Consider the following 20,657-nt stretch of genomic DNA (forward strand, 5'->3'; position numbering starts at 1 on the left):
TTGCGGTTCGTTGCCGTACGGCCGATAACGCCACAAATGCCAACCTCCCACGGCGGCACACACCGTGCCAGGGCCGAAGGTCACTGGACTGGGTAACGTTTGGCCGCACCAGCGTTGAGTACGAAACTCCAGATAATGCACGCCAGCGCCGGGATTCAGAATCCGGTCAGCCGGGAAATCGGACAGTGGTTCCGGGCATCAATCGAACGACTCGACCACGGCACTCCACTTCGACGCCGTTAGCATCGCGCGGCTGCACGCTGATAATCACGCCCTTTCCGCTGACCCGCAGGTGCAAGTGCAGGCCGCGGTAGTGGATCGGGAACGCCAGCACGCCAAGCGTTTCCGGCCAATGTGGGGAGAGGATGATGCGGTCGCACCGGGTCTCCAGGCCAGTGAAGCATCGCTGCATGAGGTCGACGCTGCCGGCCATGGCCGCGAGATGTACGCCTTCGGACGTCGTGCCGCCCTGGATGTCGGAGACGTCGGAGGTGAGTGCTTGTTGAAAAAATTCCATGGCCCGATCACGGTTCGCTCGGGCAAGTACCCAGGTATGCACCACACCGCTGAGCGTCGATCCGTGCGACGTGCGAGCCAGATAGTAGTCCACCATTTCGGGGATCTTGTCGGCTCTGAAGTGATAGCCAAGCCGGTCCAGTAGCTCACACAATTCCGTTGCCGACATCAGGTAGAGCAGCATCAGCACGTCGGCCTGCTTGGAGGCCTTGTATCGGTTCACGTCGTCGTTCTCCGCCTCGAGGATGCGGTCGAGGCGTTGGATGTTGCCGTACTGCCGCCGGTAACCGTCCCAATCTAGTTCCTCCAAGTCGCCGTATCCCTCGAACTGACTGATGATCCCGTCATGGAACGGGACGCACATCCGTCGACTCACCTCTTCCCAATGCGCTAATTCGGCAGTGCGCAGTCCCAGCGTTTCCTGCAAGTCGAGTCGGTTCGGCAGCGGCAACAATTTCAATGCATCGAGGGCGCGCAAAATCACCCAGACCGCCATCACGTTGGTGTACGCGTTGTTGTCGATGCCGTCGTAAGGCGCGTCCGGGTAGCCCGAGTGAAATTCGTCGGGCCCGATGACCCCTCGGATGCTGTAGCGTTTGCCTTCCTCGTCGTAGCTGGTCCGACTTACCCAGAAGCGCGCGATCTCGGCCAGCACCTCTGCGCCGTAGTCGATCAGGTAGGCGAGATCTCCGGTGACCTGATAGAACTTCCACGAGCTATAGGCGACGGCGATGCCGATGTGATGTGCCCGTGCGCTGGAGTCGGGGTTCCACCGGCCGCTGCGCGGATTCAGATGCAGACGTTGGCTTTCCTCGCGTCCATCGCTGCCGGATTGCCACGGGAACATCGCACCGGAGTACCCCGCCGCCTTGGCGGCATGACGCGCCTCGGGTAGGCGACGGTATCGGTATCCCAGTAGCGACCGGGTGACCATAGGGAGCCGGAGATTGAGCACCGGGAAGATGAACAGCTCGTCCCAGAAAATGTGCCCGCGATAAGCCTCACCATGCAGTCCGCGAGCCGGCACCCCGACATCGAGGTCGGAGCTGTTGGGTGAAACCGTCTGCAGCAGATGCAGGAGATGCAGTCGCAGTATGCGCGATTCCTCGGTGAAGTCTGCGAACTCGATAGACAGGCGCTCCCACAGATGCGCCCATTCGGTGACATGCCCGGCGCGTAACTCGGCAAAGTGTCCCAGCCGGCTCAGCCAGCGCTGCGCATCGACAGCGGGTTCTGATGTCGCGACGTCGCGCCCGGTGAACAGGGTCACAACCTTCTCCACCGTCAACGCGTCGCCCGTCGACAGTTCGACCGCGATATCGTGCCCGATCTCTGCGCCGTCGTCGACGGGCCGGTAGCTTGCCGGCACGGGACTCGCGTTACGCCACACGATGCTTCGCGCCGCCATGGCGATGGGAATACGCGATTGGTTTGTTTGAACGGCCAACAGCACAGAGTTGTCCGAGACCTGTCGCTTTTCGATCAACTCGAGATGATCGTTGGCCAAATCCCGATACCGCTCGACGAGCGAGTTCGTGACGCCGCCGTCCAGTGTCGAGCGAATCTCTAGCATCCCGGACCAGTCCTCGGCGACGATCGTCGTCTGCAATGCGGCGACGTGGGGCATGTGCATCGCGACGAATCGTTGCTGCTTCAGCGAACTGGTGCGCCCGGCACCGTCGCGGAAGCGCACCTCCCGCGTCAGCACCGCGCCACGCAGGTCGAGTGTCTGTCGGTAGGACAGCACACTGACCGCGTCGATGTCGAACCAGCTACCGCCGTCGACCCGGAAGGTCAGGGCAAGCCAATTAGGCAGGTTGACCAGACTCTCGTTGTCGATAGTCGTACCCGATACGTCGTCGACGAGACGGTTATACACCCCCGCGGCATAGCTGCCGGGATAATGCACCTGGCCGGCTTTCGATTCGGGTGCGGCCCCCCTGGTGGCGAAGTAGCCATTTCCTAACGTGCACAACGACTCACGAAGCTTCTCGCTTTGCGGATCGTATCCCTCGTAGGTGAAATCCCATGCCTTGGCGGATGTCTGATGTTTATTCGCCAGCCAATTCGACCCGCGCTGGACGAACTCGTGCACTTGATGGGGACTCTGCAGAGCAAAACGGGCCGCCGTCTTGCGGTCGCTGTCTTCGTCGTGGCGTACGATGATCCCGATGCCGTCGAATTCGACTGCGTCGAAGGCGTCTTCGTCGGTGAAATCGTCTCCGATGTAAATCGGCAGCAGGGAGCCCTCGGCGTCGATGCGATCACGAATCCAGGCCAGCGTGGTCCCTTTGTTCCAGTCGATATCCGGCCGCAGCTCGACGAGCATGCGCCCGTTCGTCACACGCAGGCCATCGCGCTGCCCGAGTTTGTGTGTGGCAGAGAGAATCTCGCCGATGTGTTGCGTCGCGACCTGGCGATAGTGAACGGCGACGGCAAAGCGCTTGTGTTCTACCCTTACTCCCGGAATCTCCGTCAGGATCTCACGTAACTCCGCCGCCGCACCTTCGAGAACACCGACGGCGGCAGCGGCCGCTTCATTTCGGTGATACGTGCCGTCCGGTTCGGTCAGCTCAAAACCGTGGCTGCCCGCGTACCAAATACCCGGTATCGCTACCCGGCTGCGGATATCGGCGAGGTCACGATCGCTCAGTATGGCGACAGGACATTGCGATGCAAGACTTTCCAACGCTTTGCGAGCTTCGACGACAAGGGCAGCGGAGCCGGGATCGTCAACGATGGGGGCTAACGTTCCGTCAAAGTCGAGGAATAACACCGGTTCTCGGGCGCCGAGGACCCCGACGATCTGACCGTATGACTCCACGGCATCGGGGAGCTGCGAGATTCGCCTGCCGCCCACGCGAACTGCGACTTCGTCCGGGTGCGTGACCACCACGTCGGCGCCACACGCCAGTAGTCGGTCGGCACTCACGGCATCGACACCGACGACGAACGCGAAACCGCCGTCACGAGCTGCCGCTATGCCGGCACCGGCGCCGTCGACCACAACCGACCGTTGCGGACGCACACCGAGTTGGCGAACAATTTCTGGGAGGGAGGCGGCAGGGTCTCCATCGACACAGACGCCGAAGAGGTCGTCGATCCCGGCGGATTTCAAGAGCTGTCGACCGCCCGGGAACATGGAGTAGACCGCGGTGGCCAGCCCGACCTCGCGCAGCTTTCGCACCAGACCGATTGTCGACTCCGACGCCTGAACAGCATCGGTGGCGGTCACCACAGCGTCGAGGTTGAAGATCACGGCGTCGTGGTAGCGCGGGTCCACGGTGACCGGCAGCGTCATGGCGATGTCTCTGGTCGAGCAGGAAACCATGGCCCGTCGATATCTATGGGGTCGGCGACCACGTCGAAAAAGCGCTCGACATCTTCCCGGATGCAGGGCGCGGTGCCGGGAGTAAGCAACATGGCCGAACCGGCAGCGATGCCCAGTCGCATCGCCTTGTCGAGTTGCCAGCCGCGCTTGAGGCCGACAGTAATGCCCGCGGTCATGGCGTCCCCAGCGCCCACACCGCTGCCGGACGACACCTCGACAGCAGAATAGCGTTGGCTGCCATGCGGTGTGGCAAGCAGAGCACCGTCGGCACCAAGTGACACGACGACAAATTGAGCGCAGCCGCGGTCGATGAGTTCGTGCGCAGCGGCTAGCTGTTCCGGCTCTGTGATGAGCTCCCGTCCGACGCATTCGCGTAGTTCTCGCACGCTCGCCTTGAGCAGATGGACCCCAGAAGAGATATGCCGTAATCCACCCCCAGACGTGTCGAGAATCAGCGGCACACCACGCTCGCGACAGATGTCGGCGACCCGCTGATAGAAGTCGGTAGGCACGCCGGGCGGCAAGCTGCCGCTCGCCACCACGAAGTCTGCGGATCCTGCCGCGGCGCTGAGCTTCTCGAGACACGCAAGCTGCTCGGCTTCAGTGAGCCGCGGGCCCGGAAGCACGAAACGGTACTGCTTCCCGGTGCTGCGCTCGTCGACGGTGAAGCTTTCTCTGGTGGAGTGCGCCACGGGGATCCGCAGTACCGGAACTCCTGACTCAGCGATCAGATCCGTTACCTTGTCGCCGGCGTGGCCGCCCGCGGGGAAGAGCGCCAATACCGATTCGCCGAGCACATGGGCGATTCGCGCGACGTTGATACCGCCGCCGCCGGGATCGTAGCGGGGTGGCCCACACCGCAATTTGTCGGTGGGAATGACCCGATCAGTGTCCGTAGTGATGTCGACCGCCGGATTCATCGTCAGGGTCACAATCGTGGATTTCGATTTCGTCGGTGAATTCATCTCGCTACACCGGATTCAGCGCTTGGCGGTAGAGAGCGGCACTCGCGGTGACGCCCGGCCGCGGCCAGCCGGGCGCGAAACGGCGCCGCGGGTCCATCACCCTCCATCACCAACCAGCCTTTTGCCATCGTTGCTCTCCTTCGCTTTCACAGGATGGGTCGCGACGGCATTGGGCAACAGAGCATTGAGACCCTATTGCGGAGCCCATTGAACTCAGCCGCTTGATGACATCCGGCAGGTAGATCGGTGACTTACGGCCCTCCGGACCGGCGAGTCGATGGTGGACGCTTGCGCAGTGGCCAACCCGCGAGCGCGCCCGTCAGCGCCAATGCGGTGACTCGTTTGCGCGACATCCAGTCAGCGCAGCCGGACGACCATTTGGCTGCAGCGGTAAGTTAGGTACGCGCCGCAACCACGTCAAGAGTCGTCGTACGGCCGCGATGTCAAGTTGCGCGCCCGACACCGTTCGACGCGAACCTGTATTAGATGAGCGCTCTTGTCGAGGAGGCAGAATCTCGTTTGTTTGGGTAATCCCCAGTGAACTCCAGTGATGGACTTCGCAGCTAGATGAGGAGCTCTCATGACCTATCGCCGTCTTGCTTGGGCGCTCTGCGCGATGGTGGCGGCGGCCATCATTCCCGTCGAGGCCCATGGCGAGCCTCCGACGAAATGTCTGACCAACACTCCCAAGGGCAAGCAGGTCTACGTGCCCTGCGATCTGCTCAACGCCGGCGCCAATTTCCCGCCGGGGCAGCGGTGTCCCCCACCGCTCGAGCAGTATCCGAAAGATGTGGCGGACTGGTGCGGCGAAGGACCAGGCCTTGCGAGTCCTACGCCCTCGACTCCTCCGACTCCCGCGAGTCCTACGACCCCAACGAGTCCGGCGAGTCCGACGACCTCAACGAGTCCGACGAGTCCGACGACCTCAACGAGTCCGACGACCTCAACGAGTCCGACGACCTCAACGACCCCGGCGAGTCCTACGAGCCCGGCGACCTCAACGAGTCCGACGAGCCCGACGACCTCAACGAGTCCTGCGAGCCCCGCGTCCCCGGGCAATTCGCGGTGAACCGCTGAAGAAATTCGCCGCCGAGGAGGACTTCGTGCCGTGCGACGGGTCTTGACGCCATCAAACCCGGAAAAGCCAAACCGCAGGTAATCAGCGGAAGCGGACGTTCAGCGTCGCCAAACCGAAGATCTTTCGGCCACTGGACTTCGCCCCAACAAGCACGACACCGGTGCGCGTCGCCGGGTCCAGTGACTTGACCTTGCCGCTGAACTCGATGTCGCAGCCTTCCTTGGCCGACACGATCGCCGGCGCCGAGAGCCGTACCGCATAGCGGGTAACCGCACCGGGGTCGCCTGTCCATGTGGAGGCGAAACCGGCTCCTAGCCCCATGGTGAGCATTCCGTGGGCGATCACGTCGGGCAGGCCGGCCAGCTTGGCGATCTCCTCGTCCCAGTGGATCGGATTGGCGTCGCCGGCCACGCCGGCATAGTTCACCAGGTCCCCGCGAGACAGTCGGGTGTGACGCACCGGTAGCTCGTCGCCAACCTTCAGGTCATCGAAGGACGGCGTCCCCGGCGTGCGAGTGCTGCCCTGCTCGGCGATCCGAATCTCGCCCTCGCGGCGCACCGTCTTCTCATACGCGTCATCGGCTTCACCGACTGCGGTGAGGTCCACGTCATGCATCATGATGTTCGGCACGGCCAACTTGATCGCCGGATCGACATCCTCGGCGGTGACTCCCACAACGGTGGTGTGCAGGGTGTGCACTCGCTCGCCGGCTGCGTCGGTGAAAGTGTTGGTCACCGTGATCAGGTCCCTGCCGGCGATCCTGCGCACCGACGTCAGTTCGACGTCAATGTGCAGTTCGTCGCCGGCCACGATCGGGCGGTGCTGCTCGAAAAGCTCTTCGGTCTGCATGTAGGTGTCGTAGCCGACGACAACCTGTTCGAACATGCGGCGATTGCAGGTCATGCCAGGCGTCGACGTGAACGTCAGCGGCGCCACCAGGTCCGAATAGCCCAGCTCGGCGGCGGCGGCGACGTCCCAATGCGCTGGGTGATAGTCCTGGACCGCGCGGGCGTACTCGCGTAACTTTTCGCGGCCGACCAGGTAGGTGCCGTCCATCTGGTAGTAGTGGCCGACCCGCGATTCGAGCGCCGACACTTCTGCTGTGGTCATGAATTGCTCAACTTTTCTATCGGCCAGTTCGGTGGGGCCGACCAAAGCACAGTAACGCGCGTTGCGCCGACGATGACGTCCGCAGATTCCTGACGAGGCTGTCGTGTCGAAACCTATGCTGCCCGCATGACCGAGTTCCGTGCCTCGTCCCCGCCGGATCTTCCCGGCATCCCCTCGGCCGAGGGTCGGTTGCCCGGACCGGATCAGTTGGTCGGCCGACCGCGCGCGTTGGCCGTGGATTTACTCGGCGAATTACACGGTCCGCTGTTCTACGCCGACTTCAACGGCGGCTTCAGGAAGCTCTACGCGTGTTCGCTGGAGCTCGTTACCGAGCTTTGCGACGAAAGCCGGTTCGCCAAGAACCTGACGGCAACCCTTGCCCGAGTCAGGCCGTTGGCCGGTGACGGCCTGTTCACGGCCTACCACGGCGAACCGAACTGGCAGCGCGCCCACGATGTCCTGTTACCGGGCTTCAGTTACGCCGGTCTGCGCGCCTACCACGCGGCGATGCTGGACATCAATTGCAAAATGATCGACCGGTGGGACGCCAAAGTAGGAGTCGGACCGGTAGATGTGTCGGCTGACCTGCAGAAGCTGGCCATGGACACCGTGGCGCTCGCCGGATTCGGTTCGCGCTTCGACTCTTTCGACCGCCCCGGCCTGGCTCCGATCCCACAGAGCTTCACAACCGCACTGGGGGAATTGTCATCTGATGCGCCGACGTCGGTGTTCAAGGAAGAGTTGACCACCCTGCACACGTTCATCGACGGGTTGATAGCCGAGCATCGATCCGGTGACCGCGAGTTTGAGGACCTGTTGGCGTTGATGCTGCAACAGGATCCGAACGGCAAACCCGTGCTGGAAACCGAGAACATCCGCAATCAGATCATGACCTTCCTGATCGCGGGGCAGCTCACCACATCGGAGCTGATGCCCAACACGCTGTACAACATCGTCAGCGATCCGACGGTGCTGCACCGGGTGCAGGCCGAGGTGGACACCGTGTTCGGAGCCGAAGACGACTACGTGCCCAGCTACGACGACATCGGCAAGCTGACCTATCTGCGGCAGGTCATCGATGAAACCCTACGACTGTCCCCACCTGTGCTGCATTTCGATCGAATGGCCCTGGAAGACACTGTGATCGGTGGCAAGTATCCGATCAAGCGCGGCGAGGCGGTCACGGTGCTCACCGGCGCATTGCACCGCCAGCCGGGCTGGGGCGACAATGTCGAACTCTTCGACCCCGGCCGCTTCGCTCCCGAACGCTCGGCTTGCCGGCCGACCGCGCTGTTCAAACCTTTCGGGACGGGCGCACGATCATGTATCGGGCGGCAGTTCGCGCTGCATGAGGCGGCCATGACAGTGGCGCGGCTGGTGCATCGCTACCGCCTCATCGACTCCTATCACTATGTGCCGCAGTGGGAAACGCCCACCAGTCGTCGGCCGGTTGGATTCCGGCTCGACCTGCTGCGGCGCACACCGCAGGACCGCGAGACTAGCACCCCTGGCGTTGAGGCCGCGGCCAGACAGAACGCAGAGCAGCACCCGACAGCGATCAGGGCCGGCACCCGGCTGGCCATCTTTCATGGCTCGAACCTCGGTACCTGTCGCGCACTGGCCCGTCAATTCGCCGACGACGCCACGGCTTTGGGCTGCACGGCGACGGTGGCCCCCCTCGACCATGCCGTTGGTGGCTTCCCCGAAGCCGAGGCCGCCGTGATCATCGCGTCCTCTTACAACGGACAGCCGACCGACGACGCGCGCGCCTTCCTCACCTGGCTGCTCGACGCGAATACCACACTGAACCCGGCACCCAATGTCGCGGTTCTCGGCGTGGGTGACCACAACTGGGCGGACACCTACCAGGCGATCCCGCAGCGCATCGACGAGCGCCTCGGCGAGCTGAAGGCCAACCGATTGGTTCCGCGGGCGGCGGCGGACACGTCGGGGGATATGGTCGGCGCGATCGAGGAGTTCGCGGCCGCGCTGTGGTCGTCGCTGGCCGAACGTTTCGGAGACCCCGACGCCGCGCCGGTCACGGACGCGGCCGAACCGCTTTATGAGTTGCGCCGAATCGTCGGGCCCGTGACGGCGGCGATGGACGCACGGTCGTCGGTGATCCCGATGACCATCGTCGAGAACACCCAACTGGTCAGCCCCGGGCTGGGTCAAGCCAAAATGAATGTCCGCGTGGAGCTGCCGGACGGCGTCGACTACCAAACGGGCGACCACCTCACGGTGATGGCCGACAACCCACCCGAGGTGGTCGACGCGGTTTTGGCACAGCTCGGCATCGACCCTGGACTGCGATTAGCGATCAATCCCCGGCGCAGCTCTCGGCGGCTCATCGCGCTCGACCGCGAGGTCAGCGCACGAGAACTGCTCACGCACTTCGTAGAATTGCGGAAACCGGTGACCAGCAGTCAATTACGCAGTCTTGCCGCGGCAAACAGCAATCCTGCAGAGCGCCAACGGCTCACCGAACTGGCCGAGAATCCAAACGGCTGCCCGCTGAGCGTGCTGGAGTGCCTAGACGAATACCCTGCTTGCGTTCTCACCGGTGCTGAACTTCTTGAGCTGCTGGATCCCATGGTGCCCAGGCACTATTCGATCGCATCGTCGTCAATGCTGTCACCACGCACCGTGGGTCTGATCGTCAGTGTGCTAGATGCGCCGGCCCGTTCCGGGCATGGTCTGTTCAAAGGTGTCGCGTCCAATTACCTCGCGACAGTCCAACCCGGACAAGTGATTCGGGCGCGCGTGGACCCGGCCCGCCAGGCGTTCCGGGCCGGTGCCGATCCGGCCAAGAACGTGATCCTGGTCAGCGCCGGTACCGGGGTCGCACCGTTCCTCGGTTTTCTCGGTGACCGACTGGCCGTACAAGGCGCGGGTGCGCCGGTGGAGCCTGCGCTGTGCTTCTTCGGGGTGCGTGACCCAGAGGTCGATTACATCTTCCGAGACCGGTTCGAACAGGCCGAAGCCATCGGTATCGTGCGGATGCGCCCGGCATTTTCCCGCGCGCCGCAGGATGGGGTCCGCTATGTGCAGGACCGGATCGCCGCAGACGCCGACGAGGTGTGGAACCTATTAGGTGACCCGGACAAGGACACCCACGTATACGTGTGCGGCGACGGCGCGCGGATGGCGCCTGCGGTGCGCGGGTCCTTTCTCGACATCTATCGGACCCGGACGGGCGCTGACGACGACCGGGCCCGTGACTGGTTGAACGGTCTCATCGAATCCGACAACTACGTCGAGGACGTCTGGGCGGGGTGAACCTCGTCATGGTTATGCCCGAGCGGTTGCGATTGGCAATGGCCTCGATCAGGAAGCGTCGCGCAGGCGGGTCTCGACATCCTTGATTCCCTGGCGCAGGTGCTCAGCCAGGTGCCATTCCTCGCCGCTATGGGCATCGCGTAACGCCATGTCGACCGCCGTTTTGGCGTTCGAGAGGTGTCCTCGCCGTTCCTCCCCGTGAGTGGAGATGGCATGAAGGACGGCCCCCACGGCTTCCTGACAGGCATTGGCGAAACCGCTGAGATGTGTGACCGACATGCTGACCCCTTCTTCTACCCGTGCTCAGCGAAGTGCCCGCTGTTACAGGACTACAAACATTTCTTCGTCGTCTACGCTCCTGGCGTTTCGAGTCCCGGCGGGGCTCCGCCGACGAGCGCCTGCCAGGAGCGCAGGTCAGTTGCCGGACTCGATTGCTGCGACCCTTGCGGCCGCGTCGGGTCCGCAGAAGCGCTGAAGGTCCACTCCGCCGGCGCCGAGGAGGTCATCAATGCGGTGCTTGAGGTCACCCGAGGAAAGGTGGGCGTACAGGTTCCGGCCTGGGCAGGAGGTCTGGGCGAGGTCACGATGGCCCGCCAGCGTGTCGCTCGAAACGTGGAAAGTCTGGGCGGCCCACGCGAAGGCGCGGGCTGCTCCCTGCAGCTGGGCCTCCGGCACGCCCTCTTGATCGAAGTCTCCTTCGCAGAGGACCAGGAAATGGCCCGTCGTGTCGTAGTCGGTCGCGGTGTCGCCCGCGATCTCGGTGCTCCGCAGCTCGTAGATGTTGCCATTGCGGTCGACGCCGACGTGATAGGCGATGTCGATCCATCCGTGCTGGTCTTGGTGGTATCGCTGATCCTGTCTGAGATGGTTTGGGGCATTGCGGTTGTCGCCGAGGACGACCGCCTCGTGGTGCAGGGTCATCCGGGTGATGGTGTGGCGCTTCCCTCCGGAGCGGGCCGGTCGCGCCCCCCAGGCGTCCCGGCACAGCAATACCGCCGAAGTCGAAGCGGTCAGGGTTGCACTGATCGTTGAGGTCGGGGGAGGAGACGGTGGATTCGGGCCGGTCCCAGAAGCGGCACTCGAGCAGCTGCCGACCAGGGACGCCGCCCCGGCACCGCCGGCCAGCGCTAGCAGCTGACGGCGGCTGACCAGAGCTGGCCGGCGGCGCGCTGGCTCACACACGGTCCTCACCATACGGGCGTGACACCGGACCGCGGGACGTCTTCATTCTGGTAGCACCCAGTGCGTCGCGCACGCGTCCGCGTGCCCGGTCGAGCCGGGTGGCGGCCTCGGTCGCGTCGAGGCCAGCGAGCAGGGCGACGATCGCGGTCTTGGCGTGGCCACCCGCGGCGGCGAGCGCGGCGGTCGCGGTCTCCTCGTCGACGCCGGCCGCGTCGCGGACGATCCGCACCGCGCGGCGGCGCAGCTTCGCATTCGTCGCGCGCACGTCGACCATCCGCTGTCCATAGGCCTTGCCGAGCGCGATCATCACGCTCGTCGACAGCGCATTGAGCACGACCTTCTGGGCCGTGCCCGCGGTGAGCCGCGTTGACCCGGCGAGCACCTCGGGACCGGTGAGCAGCTCGATCACCAGGTCGGCGGCCGCCTCTCTTCTCGGGTTGTTGACGATCGCGACGGTGAGCGCACCCGCCGCGCGCGCGTGCTCTAGCGCCCCGACGACGTACGGAGTGCGGCCCGAGGCGGTGATCCCGACGAGTGTGTCGGCGGCGGTCAGGCCGGCGAGATCGGTTGGGGCAAAGGCGTCTTCGGCCCCCTCGATGGCCTCGGTCAGCGCCGCCGGCCCGCCGGCGATCACGCCGCGCACCAGATCGGTGCCGAACGTCGGCACGCACTCGGCCGCGTCGAGCACGCCGAGTCGCCCGGAAGTTCCGGCGCCGGCGTAGATCAGGCGCCCGCCGCGCTCCAGCCGCGCGGCGATCGCCTCGGCCGCCGCCGCAATCCGCGGAATCGCCGCTGCCACCGCGGCATGAGCCTCGCCTTCGGCGGCGACGAGCAGCGCAACGACCTCGTCGATGGGCCGCGCGTCGAGGTCGTCCAGGTCTGGCCGCACGGCTTCGGTGGCCAGCGCATCGAGCCCGTCCGTCGTTGCGGCCGCCTGCCGGCGGATCACGTGCGGCTCGTGGATCGCCGCTAATCCCAACGCGCCGTCCAGCGCATCGCCGGCGGCGGGGATGACGTCGAGTTGCTCGCGCAGCGCCCGGACTCCCGCCAGTCCGCCGACCATCGCCACCGGGCCGTCCCCGGCCGCGCGGGCGGTCGCCGCGAGCGCCTCGGCGGCAGAGCGGATGATCGCCAGCGCCGCGGCGTCACCAGCTGCGGCGAGGACGTCGGGCGCGAAGGACGCCAGCGCTCCGGCACCGGTGAGTTGCGCGGGCCAGGTCTCCGGCGCGCCGAAGCGGGCGCGGGCGGCGTCAAGCAGTGCGGTGGACGGTCCACGGCCGTCGTGGGCGCGTAGCGCCGCGCGCAGCCCGGCGGCGCCGATCCACGCGCCACCGCCCTCGTCGCCCAGCCAGGGTCCCCATCCATCGGCGCTGCGCAGCGAGCCGTTTGCATCGATCGCGAGCGCCACGACGCCGGTGCCCACGATCAGCACGACGCCCGGCTCCCCGCCCAGTGCGCCCGCGTGCGCGATAACAGCGTCACTGGTCACCGTGACGCGCTCCGTCCGCAGCGAGGTCAGTAGCGAATCGCCCAGGGCTCGCGCCGCGTCCGGCGCCGTCAGCGCGCCGGCGGCGCCAACGACCACTTCATCAACCGGGCCGAAATCTCGCACCAGCTTGCTGGCTAAGGTCACAATCGCGGCCTCGGCCGCCCGCGCGCCGCCCGGCGCCCCGAGCCCGGGCGCGCCCACCCCCTCGGCCCTCCGGCCGCCTGCGGCGGCTCGGCAGGACGTCTTGCCGAGGTCGACGGCGAGGATCATCGCAGCTTCTGCGCGAATTCAATGATGTTGCCGTCCGGGTCGGCGATGTGCAGCGTCCTTTCACGCCAAGGTCGATCCACCGGTCCGGTGAGGATTTCGACACCGAGTCCGCTCAGCCTTTCCGCTTCCACATTTACGTCCTCGATCAGGAAGCCGATCTCACCACACGGCGGGCTGCCGCCATCGCGACCGATGAGCTCCGGCAGTTTCGAGCGTTCGAAAAGCGAGAATTTTGTGTTCTCCATTTCGAACTCCACATAGCCGTCGCCCTCGATTCGCACCCGGAGCCCGATCACGTCGCGGTAAAACGCCACGGACCGGTCGAGCGATTCGACATATTGGATGACGTAGTCCACACGACGCATGCAATGCACCGTATCGGTTTGCGCCGTGAGCTCGGCAAGGTTCAGCGACCGGTGAATATCGGAGCGCGGCGCTGGGCCGCTGCCGCCACGCCCTCACGGAAGTCAGCGGTCGCTGCAAGGCGCGTTTGTTCCTCGAGCTCGTGGGCGGTGGCGGCCGCGACGGCCTCGGCAAGTCCGGCGCGCATGGTGGTGCGGATGCTCGTGAGCGCCAGGGGAGCCGAAGCGGCGATGCGCTCAGCGAACCGAACCGCCGCCGGGCGAACATCGCCGTCAGCGGCGAGTTCATCGAAAAGTCCTGAGGCATAGCCGATTTCACCACCGAAACGCTCACCGGTGAGCATCCACTCGAGTGCTTTTTGCTGGCCGACGACACGGGGCAGCGTGGCGGTGATACCGAAGCCGGGATGAAACCCGAGCCGGCTGAAATTGGCCGCGAATTTCGAGGAGGGTGCCGCCACCCGGAAGTCTGCGCTGAGGGCAAGCCCGAGCCCGCCGCCGATCGCGGCGCCGTGCACCGCCGCGACAACCGGCTTGCGGGCGCGGAACAACCGGATGGCCTGGGGATAAAGCTCGCCCGGTGACGAACGATTCTCGGCGGGCTGGGAGAAGTCGGCGCCGGCGCAGAAGTGTTTTCCCTCGGCGCACAACACGATCGCGCGGCACTCGATGTCGTCGTCGAGTTGCTCGTAGGCGTCGGCGATGCGCGCGATCAAGCCGGTGTCGAAGTAGTTGTTCGGGGGCCGATGGATCTCCACCATGGCCACGTGGCCGAGGAGTTCGATGGTCACATCGACAGTGGTCATAGCCGTTCCAACAGTTCGCGCACGGCGGCATTGAATATCTCGGGCTGATCCATGTTCGCCGCATGCCCGGCGTTGTCGATGACAAGCTTGCGGGAATTGGAGATCTTGCGGTGCATGTAGTCGGCCGGGGCCAGGAAGTCGGAGTCGTGGGCGCCGACAACCACCAATGTGGGCACCGTGATGCGGTCGAGCGACGTGATCACGCGAGCGTCCTTTTGAGCCATCACACCGCGGGCGGCGCGAGGCAGTCCTTCGGGATGCGCATGGACCGCCTGAGCGAGTTCCGCCGAGGCGTCGGCGCGCCCTTCGCCGCGCTCGAGCTCTCCAGCGCGGCGTTCCACCCACGCGTTCCACTTGTCGCGTGCTTCGTCATTGCGATAGCCCGGTCCGGTGTCGACCAGCACCAGCCCGGCCACGCGCTGCGGATGGACGAGGTGGAAGGCCAGGGATAGGTAGCCGCCCAAGGACATTCCGCCGAGTACGGCGCGATCGGCACCCGCGGCGTCGAGAATGGCCGCCATGTCGGCGACGCAAAGCTGCTCGGTGTAGCGCTCCATGTCGTCGGGAGCGTCACTGCTGCCATGGCCGCGCTGGTCCCAGACGATCACCGGGCGGTCGACGCTCAAGGCATCGATATTGGGATTCCACATGCCCGCGGTGGCGCCGAAACCATGGGTGAGCAAAAGGGGCAGGCCCGTCGAGTCCTGGTTGTGCACCTGGTAGGCCAGCATGACCCCGTCTGGGCGCCGCAGCCGGTTCACGACACCACCTCCGACCCTGACTGGATGGCTGGGTACAGGGCATCGGGCCCACCGGTGACCAGGGCAGCCCCGAGCCGGTCCGCCCAGCGGTGATGCCCTCCGCCTTCGTCTCGCCACGCCCAGAGCCGACGGGTCAGGTAATGCAACGGATACTCCTTCGTCATACCGATAGCGCCATGCGTCTGGTGGGCGGCCGCGGTCACCAGCCGCGCGGCCCGGTCGGCAAGCATTTTGGCGCAAGCGATCTCGAAGCCGCCCCGGCCGAGTTCAACCGCTTCGACGGCACCGTCGATGGCCGATGCGACCACGGTGGCCTGCTGGTGGATGGTCACCAGATGTGCCTGCACGGCCTGGAAGCGACCGATGGGGCGTCCGAATTGCTCACGTTCGCCGCTGTAGCGCAGTGTCATTGCCGCGACGGCACTTACCGCGCCGGCCATCAGCGCGGCTCGCCCCAGCGCGGTGCGCTCCCACAGCGTCTGCTCGGAAACCGCGCCGGGTGCGTCGGCGCGCGCGGATACCGGTTCACCGTCGAAAATTATTGTGTCCCTTGGCTCGTCCGCGAGATTTAGCCCGCGGCGGACGGCCGGACCACCTTGCGCCGCGGGGCCCGGCGCGACCACGACGACGCCGCCGAGGAGTGCGATGACATGCTCGGCGCGGTGCCCCCACGCGACGGCCGGTGCCGCGCCAAAAAGCCGGTCGCCCTCGAGACGGAGGGCTGGGGCGGGAGGCAGCACCGTGCGAACACCGTTGGGCAGTGTCAAACCGGCAGACGCCAACAGCCACCCACCGACCAGGCCGGCTTCGGCCAGGGGGACCGGTGCCGCGTGTGCTCCCGCGGCCCGCAGCAGTTGGACCGCATCGCCAACGCTGCCCCCGGCTCCGCCCAGCCCCTCCGGGACGGGGATGTCACTGAATCCACTCTGCCGCAAAGCGTTCCACAATCCTGACACCCAACCGGCGGCTTCGGCTTCGCCGACATCCTCCCACCCGCTATGCGCGGCAAACAGTTTGGCTGCCGCGCTGTACAGTTCGTTGTCGCTCATGCCAAACCTTTGGCCGCGACCGAGCGCAGTATCTCGGTGGTGCCGCCCCGGATGGTGAACGATGGCGCGTCCAACGTTGCGCGGCGTAGCAACCGTTCGAACAGCGACGTGGTCTCGACGTCGCAGACCAGCTCGCCGTCCAGCAAGTCCCGCAGTGCGCTGACGACATCCTGTTCGAACCGGGTGCCCATTTCCTTGATGAGCGCGGCATCGGCAGCCGGCGTGCCGCCGGCGTCAATCGCCCTGGCCACGCTCACCGATAGCCGCCGCAGCACCCAGTATTGAGCCGCGAGTTCGCCGATCAGCCGACTCCCGCAGCGAGTGGCGGAAAGCTTCGGGCACTCGCGCATGAATTCTTGGACGAGGAGGAAGGTCGAGATCCACCGGTCTGGCCCGCTGCGCTCGAAGGCCAACTCGCTGGCGTTCTGTGCCCAACCTTGTCCGATTTCGCCGATCACCATCTCGTCGGGCACCAGCACGCCGTCGAGGACCACCTCGGCGAAGTGGTCGGTGCTCCCGCTCAAGTAGGGGATCGGCGTAACCGTGACGCCGGGACTGCGCATATCGATCAGGAACCGGCTCAGTCCCGTACGACGTTCGCCCTCGCCGGTTCGACACAGCGCGATCATGTAGTCGGCGTGCATCGCGTTGCTCGTCCAAACCTTCACGCCCGACACTCGCCAGCCATCCCCATCGCGCACACCGCGCGTACGCACCGAAGCGAGGTCGCTTCCGGCGTCGGGTTCGCTCATGCCGATACAAAAACACAACTCGCCCCGGCAGATTCGCGGCAACAGCCACTGCTTTTGGTGCTCGGTGCCGTAACGAAGAAGCACCGGGGCGATTTGCCGGTCGGCCACCCAGTGATGCCCAACCGGGGCGCCCCAACGCAGCAGTTCCTCGACGACGACAAAGCGGTCGACGGCGGTGGCGTCGCGGCCGCCGTAGCGCACCGGGACCGCCATGCCGATCCAGCCACGCTGGGCCAACGCGGCGGAAAACGACCGATCGACCCCGGCGCCCATCCCGAGGCCAGGCTCGAACGTTCCCCAGGGCAGCGTCTCGGTCAGAAATTCCCGAACCCGTTCCCGCAATGCCAGCTCTGCGGCGGTGTGCGCGGCAGGCGACGGGACCATACCTCGCAGGCTAACCGCCTACTCCAAAGCGACGAAAGCTGCCGCCTCGCTCGGGTACACGACAGGAGTTCGCCGAACGGATGCAAGCGCGTCTAGCGGGGGAGTTGAAGGTATCGATGTACGAGGGCGACCGCTATGCCGCCTTCACCGACGGATGCCGCGACGCGCTTTACCGATCCGGAGCGAACGTCGCCGACTGCGAAAATCCCGGGCGCGCTCGTTTCAAGTGTGAACGGCTCGCGTTCGACGTTCCAGTGACCGGCTTTCATCGCGTCGATCCCCGTCAGCACGAAGCCATGCTCGTCGCGCGCGATCTCCGAGGGGAGCCAGTCCGTCGTCGCTTCGGCACCGATGAGCACGAAGAGCACCCTCGCGTCCCGTCGAGATGTGGTGCCAGCACTTCGATCGATCACGTCGATCGCCTCGAGTTCTTCGCCCCCGAGCGCCGCGACGACCTCCGATCGCGTCTCCACCCGAATGTTCGTTTTCGTCGCGATCTGCTCGATGAGGTAGTGGGACATGCTCTCGGCGAGCGACTCGCCCCGCACGAGGAGCGTGACGGATCGCGCGTGGTTGCTGAGGAAAACGGCGGCCTGGCCGGCCGAATTGCCCGCACCGATCAAATACACATCGTTGCCCTGCGCCAGACCCGCGTCGCTGCGCGCCGCGCCGTAATAGACACCGGAGCCGACGAAGCGGTCGATCGAATCGACTCGGAGTCGTCGCCACTCCACTCCCATCGCTAGCACGATCGACCTGGTGCGCAAGACGTCGCCCCCATCCAGCGTGACGGTCAGGTGGTCGGGGTCGATGTCTTCGACATGACGGGTCACGACGATCTCGGCACCCAACCTTTTCGCCTGCTGCAGCGTCCGCGCCGCGAGGTCGTCGCCAGAGACGCCGAACGGGAAACCCGTGTAATTCTCGATCCGGGTGGAGGTGCCGGCTTGCCCTCCGGGGGCGAAGGATTCGATCAGTCCCGTCTGAAGACCCTCGGAGGCGCCGTTGACCGCCGCCGTCAGGCCCGCCGGGCCGCCACCCACGATCACCAAGTCGTAACGCGCCCGGCTTGGCTCGACGGTCAGCCCAGCGGCCCGCGCAACCGCGCGCATTGTCGGGGTAGTCAGCCGCGTGCCGTCGCGCAGCACCACCGTCGGATAGGCGGTGGGATCGTCTGCGGCGCCTTCCGGTGTCGCGGGATCGTCCGGGTCCAGGCGTTCGAAAGGAATCTGGTTGCGATGCAGGAAGACGTCGCAATGATGCACTCCCGGGTCGACACGCGGGCCGATCACGAACATTGCAGGCTCGCGCGGTTGGGCGGTGGCGTTTCTGAGCATCTCCATGCGCTCCAGTGCGGCGGCACCGACCATTTCGGAAATCTGGGGCGCCATCGCGGCGAGCGTGTGGAACACCTCGACCGTCATTTTCAATACCCGTGACGGCCCAACGGCTCGCATGCTGGCGGGCAACGGAGTACCGAGCGTCATCGGGATCTCGCCTCCGACTTCGCCCGGAAGTCGCACGCCGATTACCTGCTCGACTCCGTTCACCAGCTTCGTCAGCTCGGCCTTGCCGTCGACCACGATCGCAAGGGACCGGCCTTCGCCCTCGTGGCCTACGTACTCCCCGCCGATGAGGTGGATGTCCTCCACGGCGCCCGCAAGATATTCGAGTTCTTTGTCCCTGAGCGTCGAGAAGAGCGGAATCGTGGCCAGCTCTTCTGTGGTGAACATGTTTGCCTCCCAATTTGTTTCGCGCGACGCCACTGGTTCACGAGGCGCTTTCGCGCGTGGTGCCGACATTTTCAATGCAGGTATCGTCCATCGCACACCGTGGGCGGCACATGAGGCATCCGCCTCAGAATCGCGGGCCCATACGGGCGCCGCAGTCGTTGGATGGCTCAGTGCGACTTAATGTGGCCGATGCAGGCGTAAGGTTCGACCATGCACGTCGCGGGCAGCCCGCCGGATATCCGCTATGCCCACAGCGGCGGCCTGAACATCGCATACTCGGTGACAGGACAGGGACCCGACCTCGTCGTCGCGCCCGGTTTCATCTCGCACCTCGACATCATGTGGGAGGAACCGTCGGTCGTCCACTTCTACTCGCGACTCGCGTCCTTTCGTCGCGTCGTCACCTTTGACAAGCGGGGCACTGGCCTCTCGGATCCGGTAATGCACGCACCGACGTTGGAAGAGTCCGTCGACGACCTGTGCGCCGTCATGGACGCGGCCGGATGTGAACGCGCCGACCTCGTGGGCGTTTCCGAGGGTGGCACGATGGCGATGCTGACGGCAGCAGGCCACCCCGATCGGGTGAATGCGCTTGCCCTATATGGAACTTTCTCTCGCCTGCTCCGAGCGACTGACTACCCGCTCGGCGTCACCGAGGAGCAGCTGTCGGCGTTGGTCGAGGTGAGTGCCAAGCGTTGGGGGGAGGGCGTCGGACTGGGTGCATGGGCTCCGAGCCGGCGGGGCGACGCCGATCTGCGGCGGTGGTGGGCGCGGCTGCAGCGTGTCGCCGCCAGTCCGGGCATGGTCCGTAACATCTTCGCGCTCTATCCGCAGCTGGACATCCGCGACGTGCTGCCCGCGATCCAGGTGCCCACGCTCGTGCTCCACCGGCGTAACGACCGGATGGTGACGCTCGAGATGGGTCGTTACCTCGCCGACCGCATCCGGGGGGCCAAGTTCGTCGAGATCGACGGCGAGGACCACCTGTTCTTTACGGGCGATGCCGATGCCCTGCTCGATGAGATCGAGGAGTTCCTTACCGGCGTGCGGCCGCAGCCCCCGGTCGAGCGCGTCCTGGCCACGGTGCTGTTTACCGACATCGTCGACTCCACGAAGCGAGCAGTCGAGCTTGGCGACCAGCGATGGAAGGAGTTGCTCGGAAGGCACGACGCCCAGGTACGGCGCCAACTCGAGCGCTTCGGTGGCCGTGAGGTCAACACGACGGGTGACGGCTTCCTCGCCCGGTTCGATGGACCCGCCCGCGCGATCCGGTGTGCCATGGCGATCCGCGACGTGCTGCGGAGCCTGGGTCTCGAGGTGCGGGCGGGCGTACACACGGGGGAGGTGGAGTTGCGCGACGACGACATCAGCGGCATCTCCGTTAACATCGCCGCGCGTGTCGCAGCGGCGGCCGGGGCGGGCGAGGTGCTCGTCTCGCGCATCGTCGTAGATCTGGTCGCCGGGTCGGGTCTTGGCTTTGCCGCTGGCGGCGCGCACACCCTCAAGGGTGTGGCGGGCGAGTGGCCGTTGTTCGCCGTCGAAGGTTGACCGAAAGGGCGTACTCGCGACAGCTACGGCAGCTCAGGTGTC

Annotated in this window: 15 protein-coding genes and 1 pseudogene; 3 read left to right on the forward strand and 13 right to left on the reverse strand. The window is 65.5% G+C overall.

Translation table 11 applies throughout. From position 1 onward, the window contains the following. Positions 1–166: 166 nt before the first annotated feature. Entirely contained in the window at positions 167–3,817 is a 3,651-nt protein-coding gene (gene otsB, locus A5686_RS22360; RefSeq protein WP_067938755.1) for a trehalose-phosphatase, read from the reverse strand. Continuing rightward, positions 3,814–4,812 carry a 1-phosphofructokinase family hexose kinase gene (locus A5686_RS22365; protein ID WP_067938757.1) on the reverse strand — a complete coding sequence of 333 codons (999 nt, stop codon included), beginning with the start codon at positions 4,810–4,812 and terminating at the stop codon, positions 3,814–3,816. The genes otsB and A5686_RS22365 overlap by 4 nt, the downstream gene beginning before the upstream one ends. 801 nt (positions 4,813–5,613) lie before the next feature. On the opposite strand from A5686_RS22365, the gene A5686_RS27450 reads away from it, so the two are divergent. Then, a complete protein-coding gene (locus tag A5686_RS27450; RefSeq protein WP_067938759.1) occupies positions 5,614–5,889 on the forward strand; it encodes a hypothetical protein in 276 nt (91 codons plus the stop codon). Between the two features lie 82 nt (positions 5,890–5,971). Here A5686_RS27450 and A5686_RS22375 read toward each other — a convergent pair whose 3' ends face one another. After that, a complete protein-coding gene (locus tag A5686_RS22375) occupies positions 5,972–7,000 on the reverse strand; it encodes a fused (3R)-hydroxyacyl-ACP dehydratase subunits HadA/HadB (protein ID WP_067938778.1) in 1,029 nt (342 codons plus the stop codon). Between the two features lie 126 nt (positions 7,001–7,126). On the opposite strand from A5686_RS22375, the gene A5686_RS22380 reads away from it, so the two are divergent. Further along, the gene (locus A5686_RS22380; protein ID WP_067938761.1) at positions 7,127–10,279 is read left to right on the forward strand and encodes a cytochrome P450; all 3,153 of its coding nucleotides are present in this window, start codon (positions 7,127–7,129) and stop codon (positions 10,277–10,279) included. 48 nt (positions 10,280–10,327) lie between these two features. Here A5686_RS22380 and A5686_RS22385 read toward each other — a convergent pair whose 3' ends face one another. The 10 genes and pseudogenes from A5686_RS22385 to A5686_RS22425 all read right to left on the reverse strand — a co-directional run bounded on the left by A5686_RS22385 (position 10,328) and on the right by A5686_RS22425 (position 19,067). Next, the gene (locus A5686_RS22385; RefSeq protein WP_067938763.1) at positions 10,328–10,558 is read right to left on the reverse strand and encodes a hypothetical protein; all 231 of its coding nucleotides are present in this window, start codon (positions 10,556–10,558) and stop codon (positions 10,328–10,330) included. A 135-nt stretch (positions 10,559–10,693) separates the two neighbouring features. Beyond that, positions 10,694–11,269: an N-acetylmuramoyl-L-alanine amidase gene (locus tag A5686_RS22390; RefSeq protein ID WP_255405051.1), complete on the reverse strand. Its 576-nt coding sequence runs from the start codon at positions 11,267–11,269 to the stop codon at positions 10,694–10,696. Between the two features lie 184 nt (positions 11,270–11,453). Beyond that, entirely contained in the window at positions 11,454–12,407 is a 954-nt protein-coding gene (murQ, locus tag A5686_RS28505; RefSeq protein ID WP_369829738.1) for an N-acetylmuramic acid 6-phosphate etherase, read from the reverse strand. An 84-nt stretch (positions 12,408–12,491) separates the two neighbouring features. After that, positions 12,492–13,220 (reverse strand): annotated as a pseudogene (locus A5686_RS28510) (BadF/BadG/BcrA/BcrD ATPase family protein); the annotation flags it as partial. Then, on the reverse strand, positions 13,217–13,585 hold the full coding sequence (locus A5686_RS22400; protein ID WP_067938764.1) for a VOC family protein: 369 nt from the start codon (positions 13,583–13,585) through the stop codon (positions 13,217–13,219). The gene A5686_RS22400 and the pseudogene A5686_RS28510, both read right to left, overlap by 4 nt. A 41-nt stretch (positions 13,586–13,626) precedes the next feature. Then, positions 13,627–14,388 (reverse strand): enoyl-CoA hydratase/isomerase family protein, encoded by a 762-nt coding sequence (locus tag A5686_RS22405; protein WP_067938765.1) that lies wholly within the window; start codon positions 14,386–14,388, stop codon positions 13,627–13,629. Next, a complete protein-coding gene (locus A5686_RS22410; RefSeq protein WP_067938767.1) occupies positions 14,385–15,149 on the reverse strand; it encodes an alpha/beta fold hydrolase in 765 nt (254 codons plus the stop codon). Before A5686_RS22410 ends, A5686_RS22405 begins: the two co-directional genes overlap by 4 nt. Next, positions 15,146–16,198, reverse strand: a complete 1,053-nt coding sequence (locus A5686_RS22415; RefSeq protein WP_067938768.1) for an acyl-CoA dehydrogenase — start codon at positions 16,196–16,198, stop codon at positions 15,146–15,148. The genes A5686_RS22410 and A5686_RS22415 overlap by 4 nt, the downstream gene beginning before the upstream one ends. Next, positions 16,195–17,334, reverse strand: coding sequence for an acyl-CoA dehydrogenase family protein (locus A5686_RS22420; protein ID WP_067938770.1), 1,140 nt, complete (start codon positions 17,332–17,334; stop codon positions 16,195–16,197). The genes A5686_RS22415 and A5686_RS22420 overlap by 4 nt, the downstream gene beginning before the upstream one ends. Before the next feature lie 92 nt (positions 17,335–17,426). Next, the gene (locus tag A5686_RS22425; protein WP_067938783.1) at positions 17,427–19,067 is read right to left on the reverse strand and encodes a cyclic nucleotide-binding domain-containing thioredoxin-disulfide reductase; all 1,641 of its coding nucleotides are present in this window, start codon (positions 19,065–19,067) and stop codon (positions 17,427–17,429) included. Positions 19,068–19,277: 210 nt separating this feature from the next. Here A5686_RS22425 and A5686_RS22430 point away from each other — a divergent pair, with 210 nt between their 5' ends. Further along, the gene (locus A5686_RS22430; RefSeq protein WP_067938772.1) at positions 19,278–20,615 is read left to right on the forward strand and encodes an adenylate/guanylate cyclase domain-containing protein; all 1,338 of its coding nucleotides are present in this window, start codon (positions 19,278–19,280) and stop codon (positions 20,613–20,615) included. Positions 20,616–20,657 lie beyond the last annotated feature (42 nt).

Origin of the sequence: Mycobacterium sp. E2479 (assembly GCF_001667925.1) — a bacterium.
GTDB lineage: Bacteria > Actinomycetota > Actinomycetes > Mycobacteriales > Mycobacteriaceae > Mycobacterium.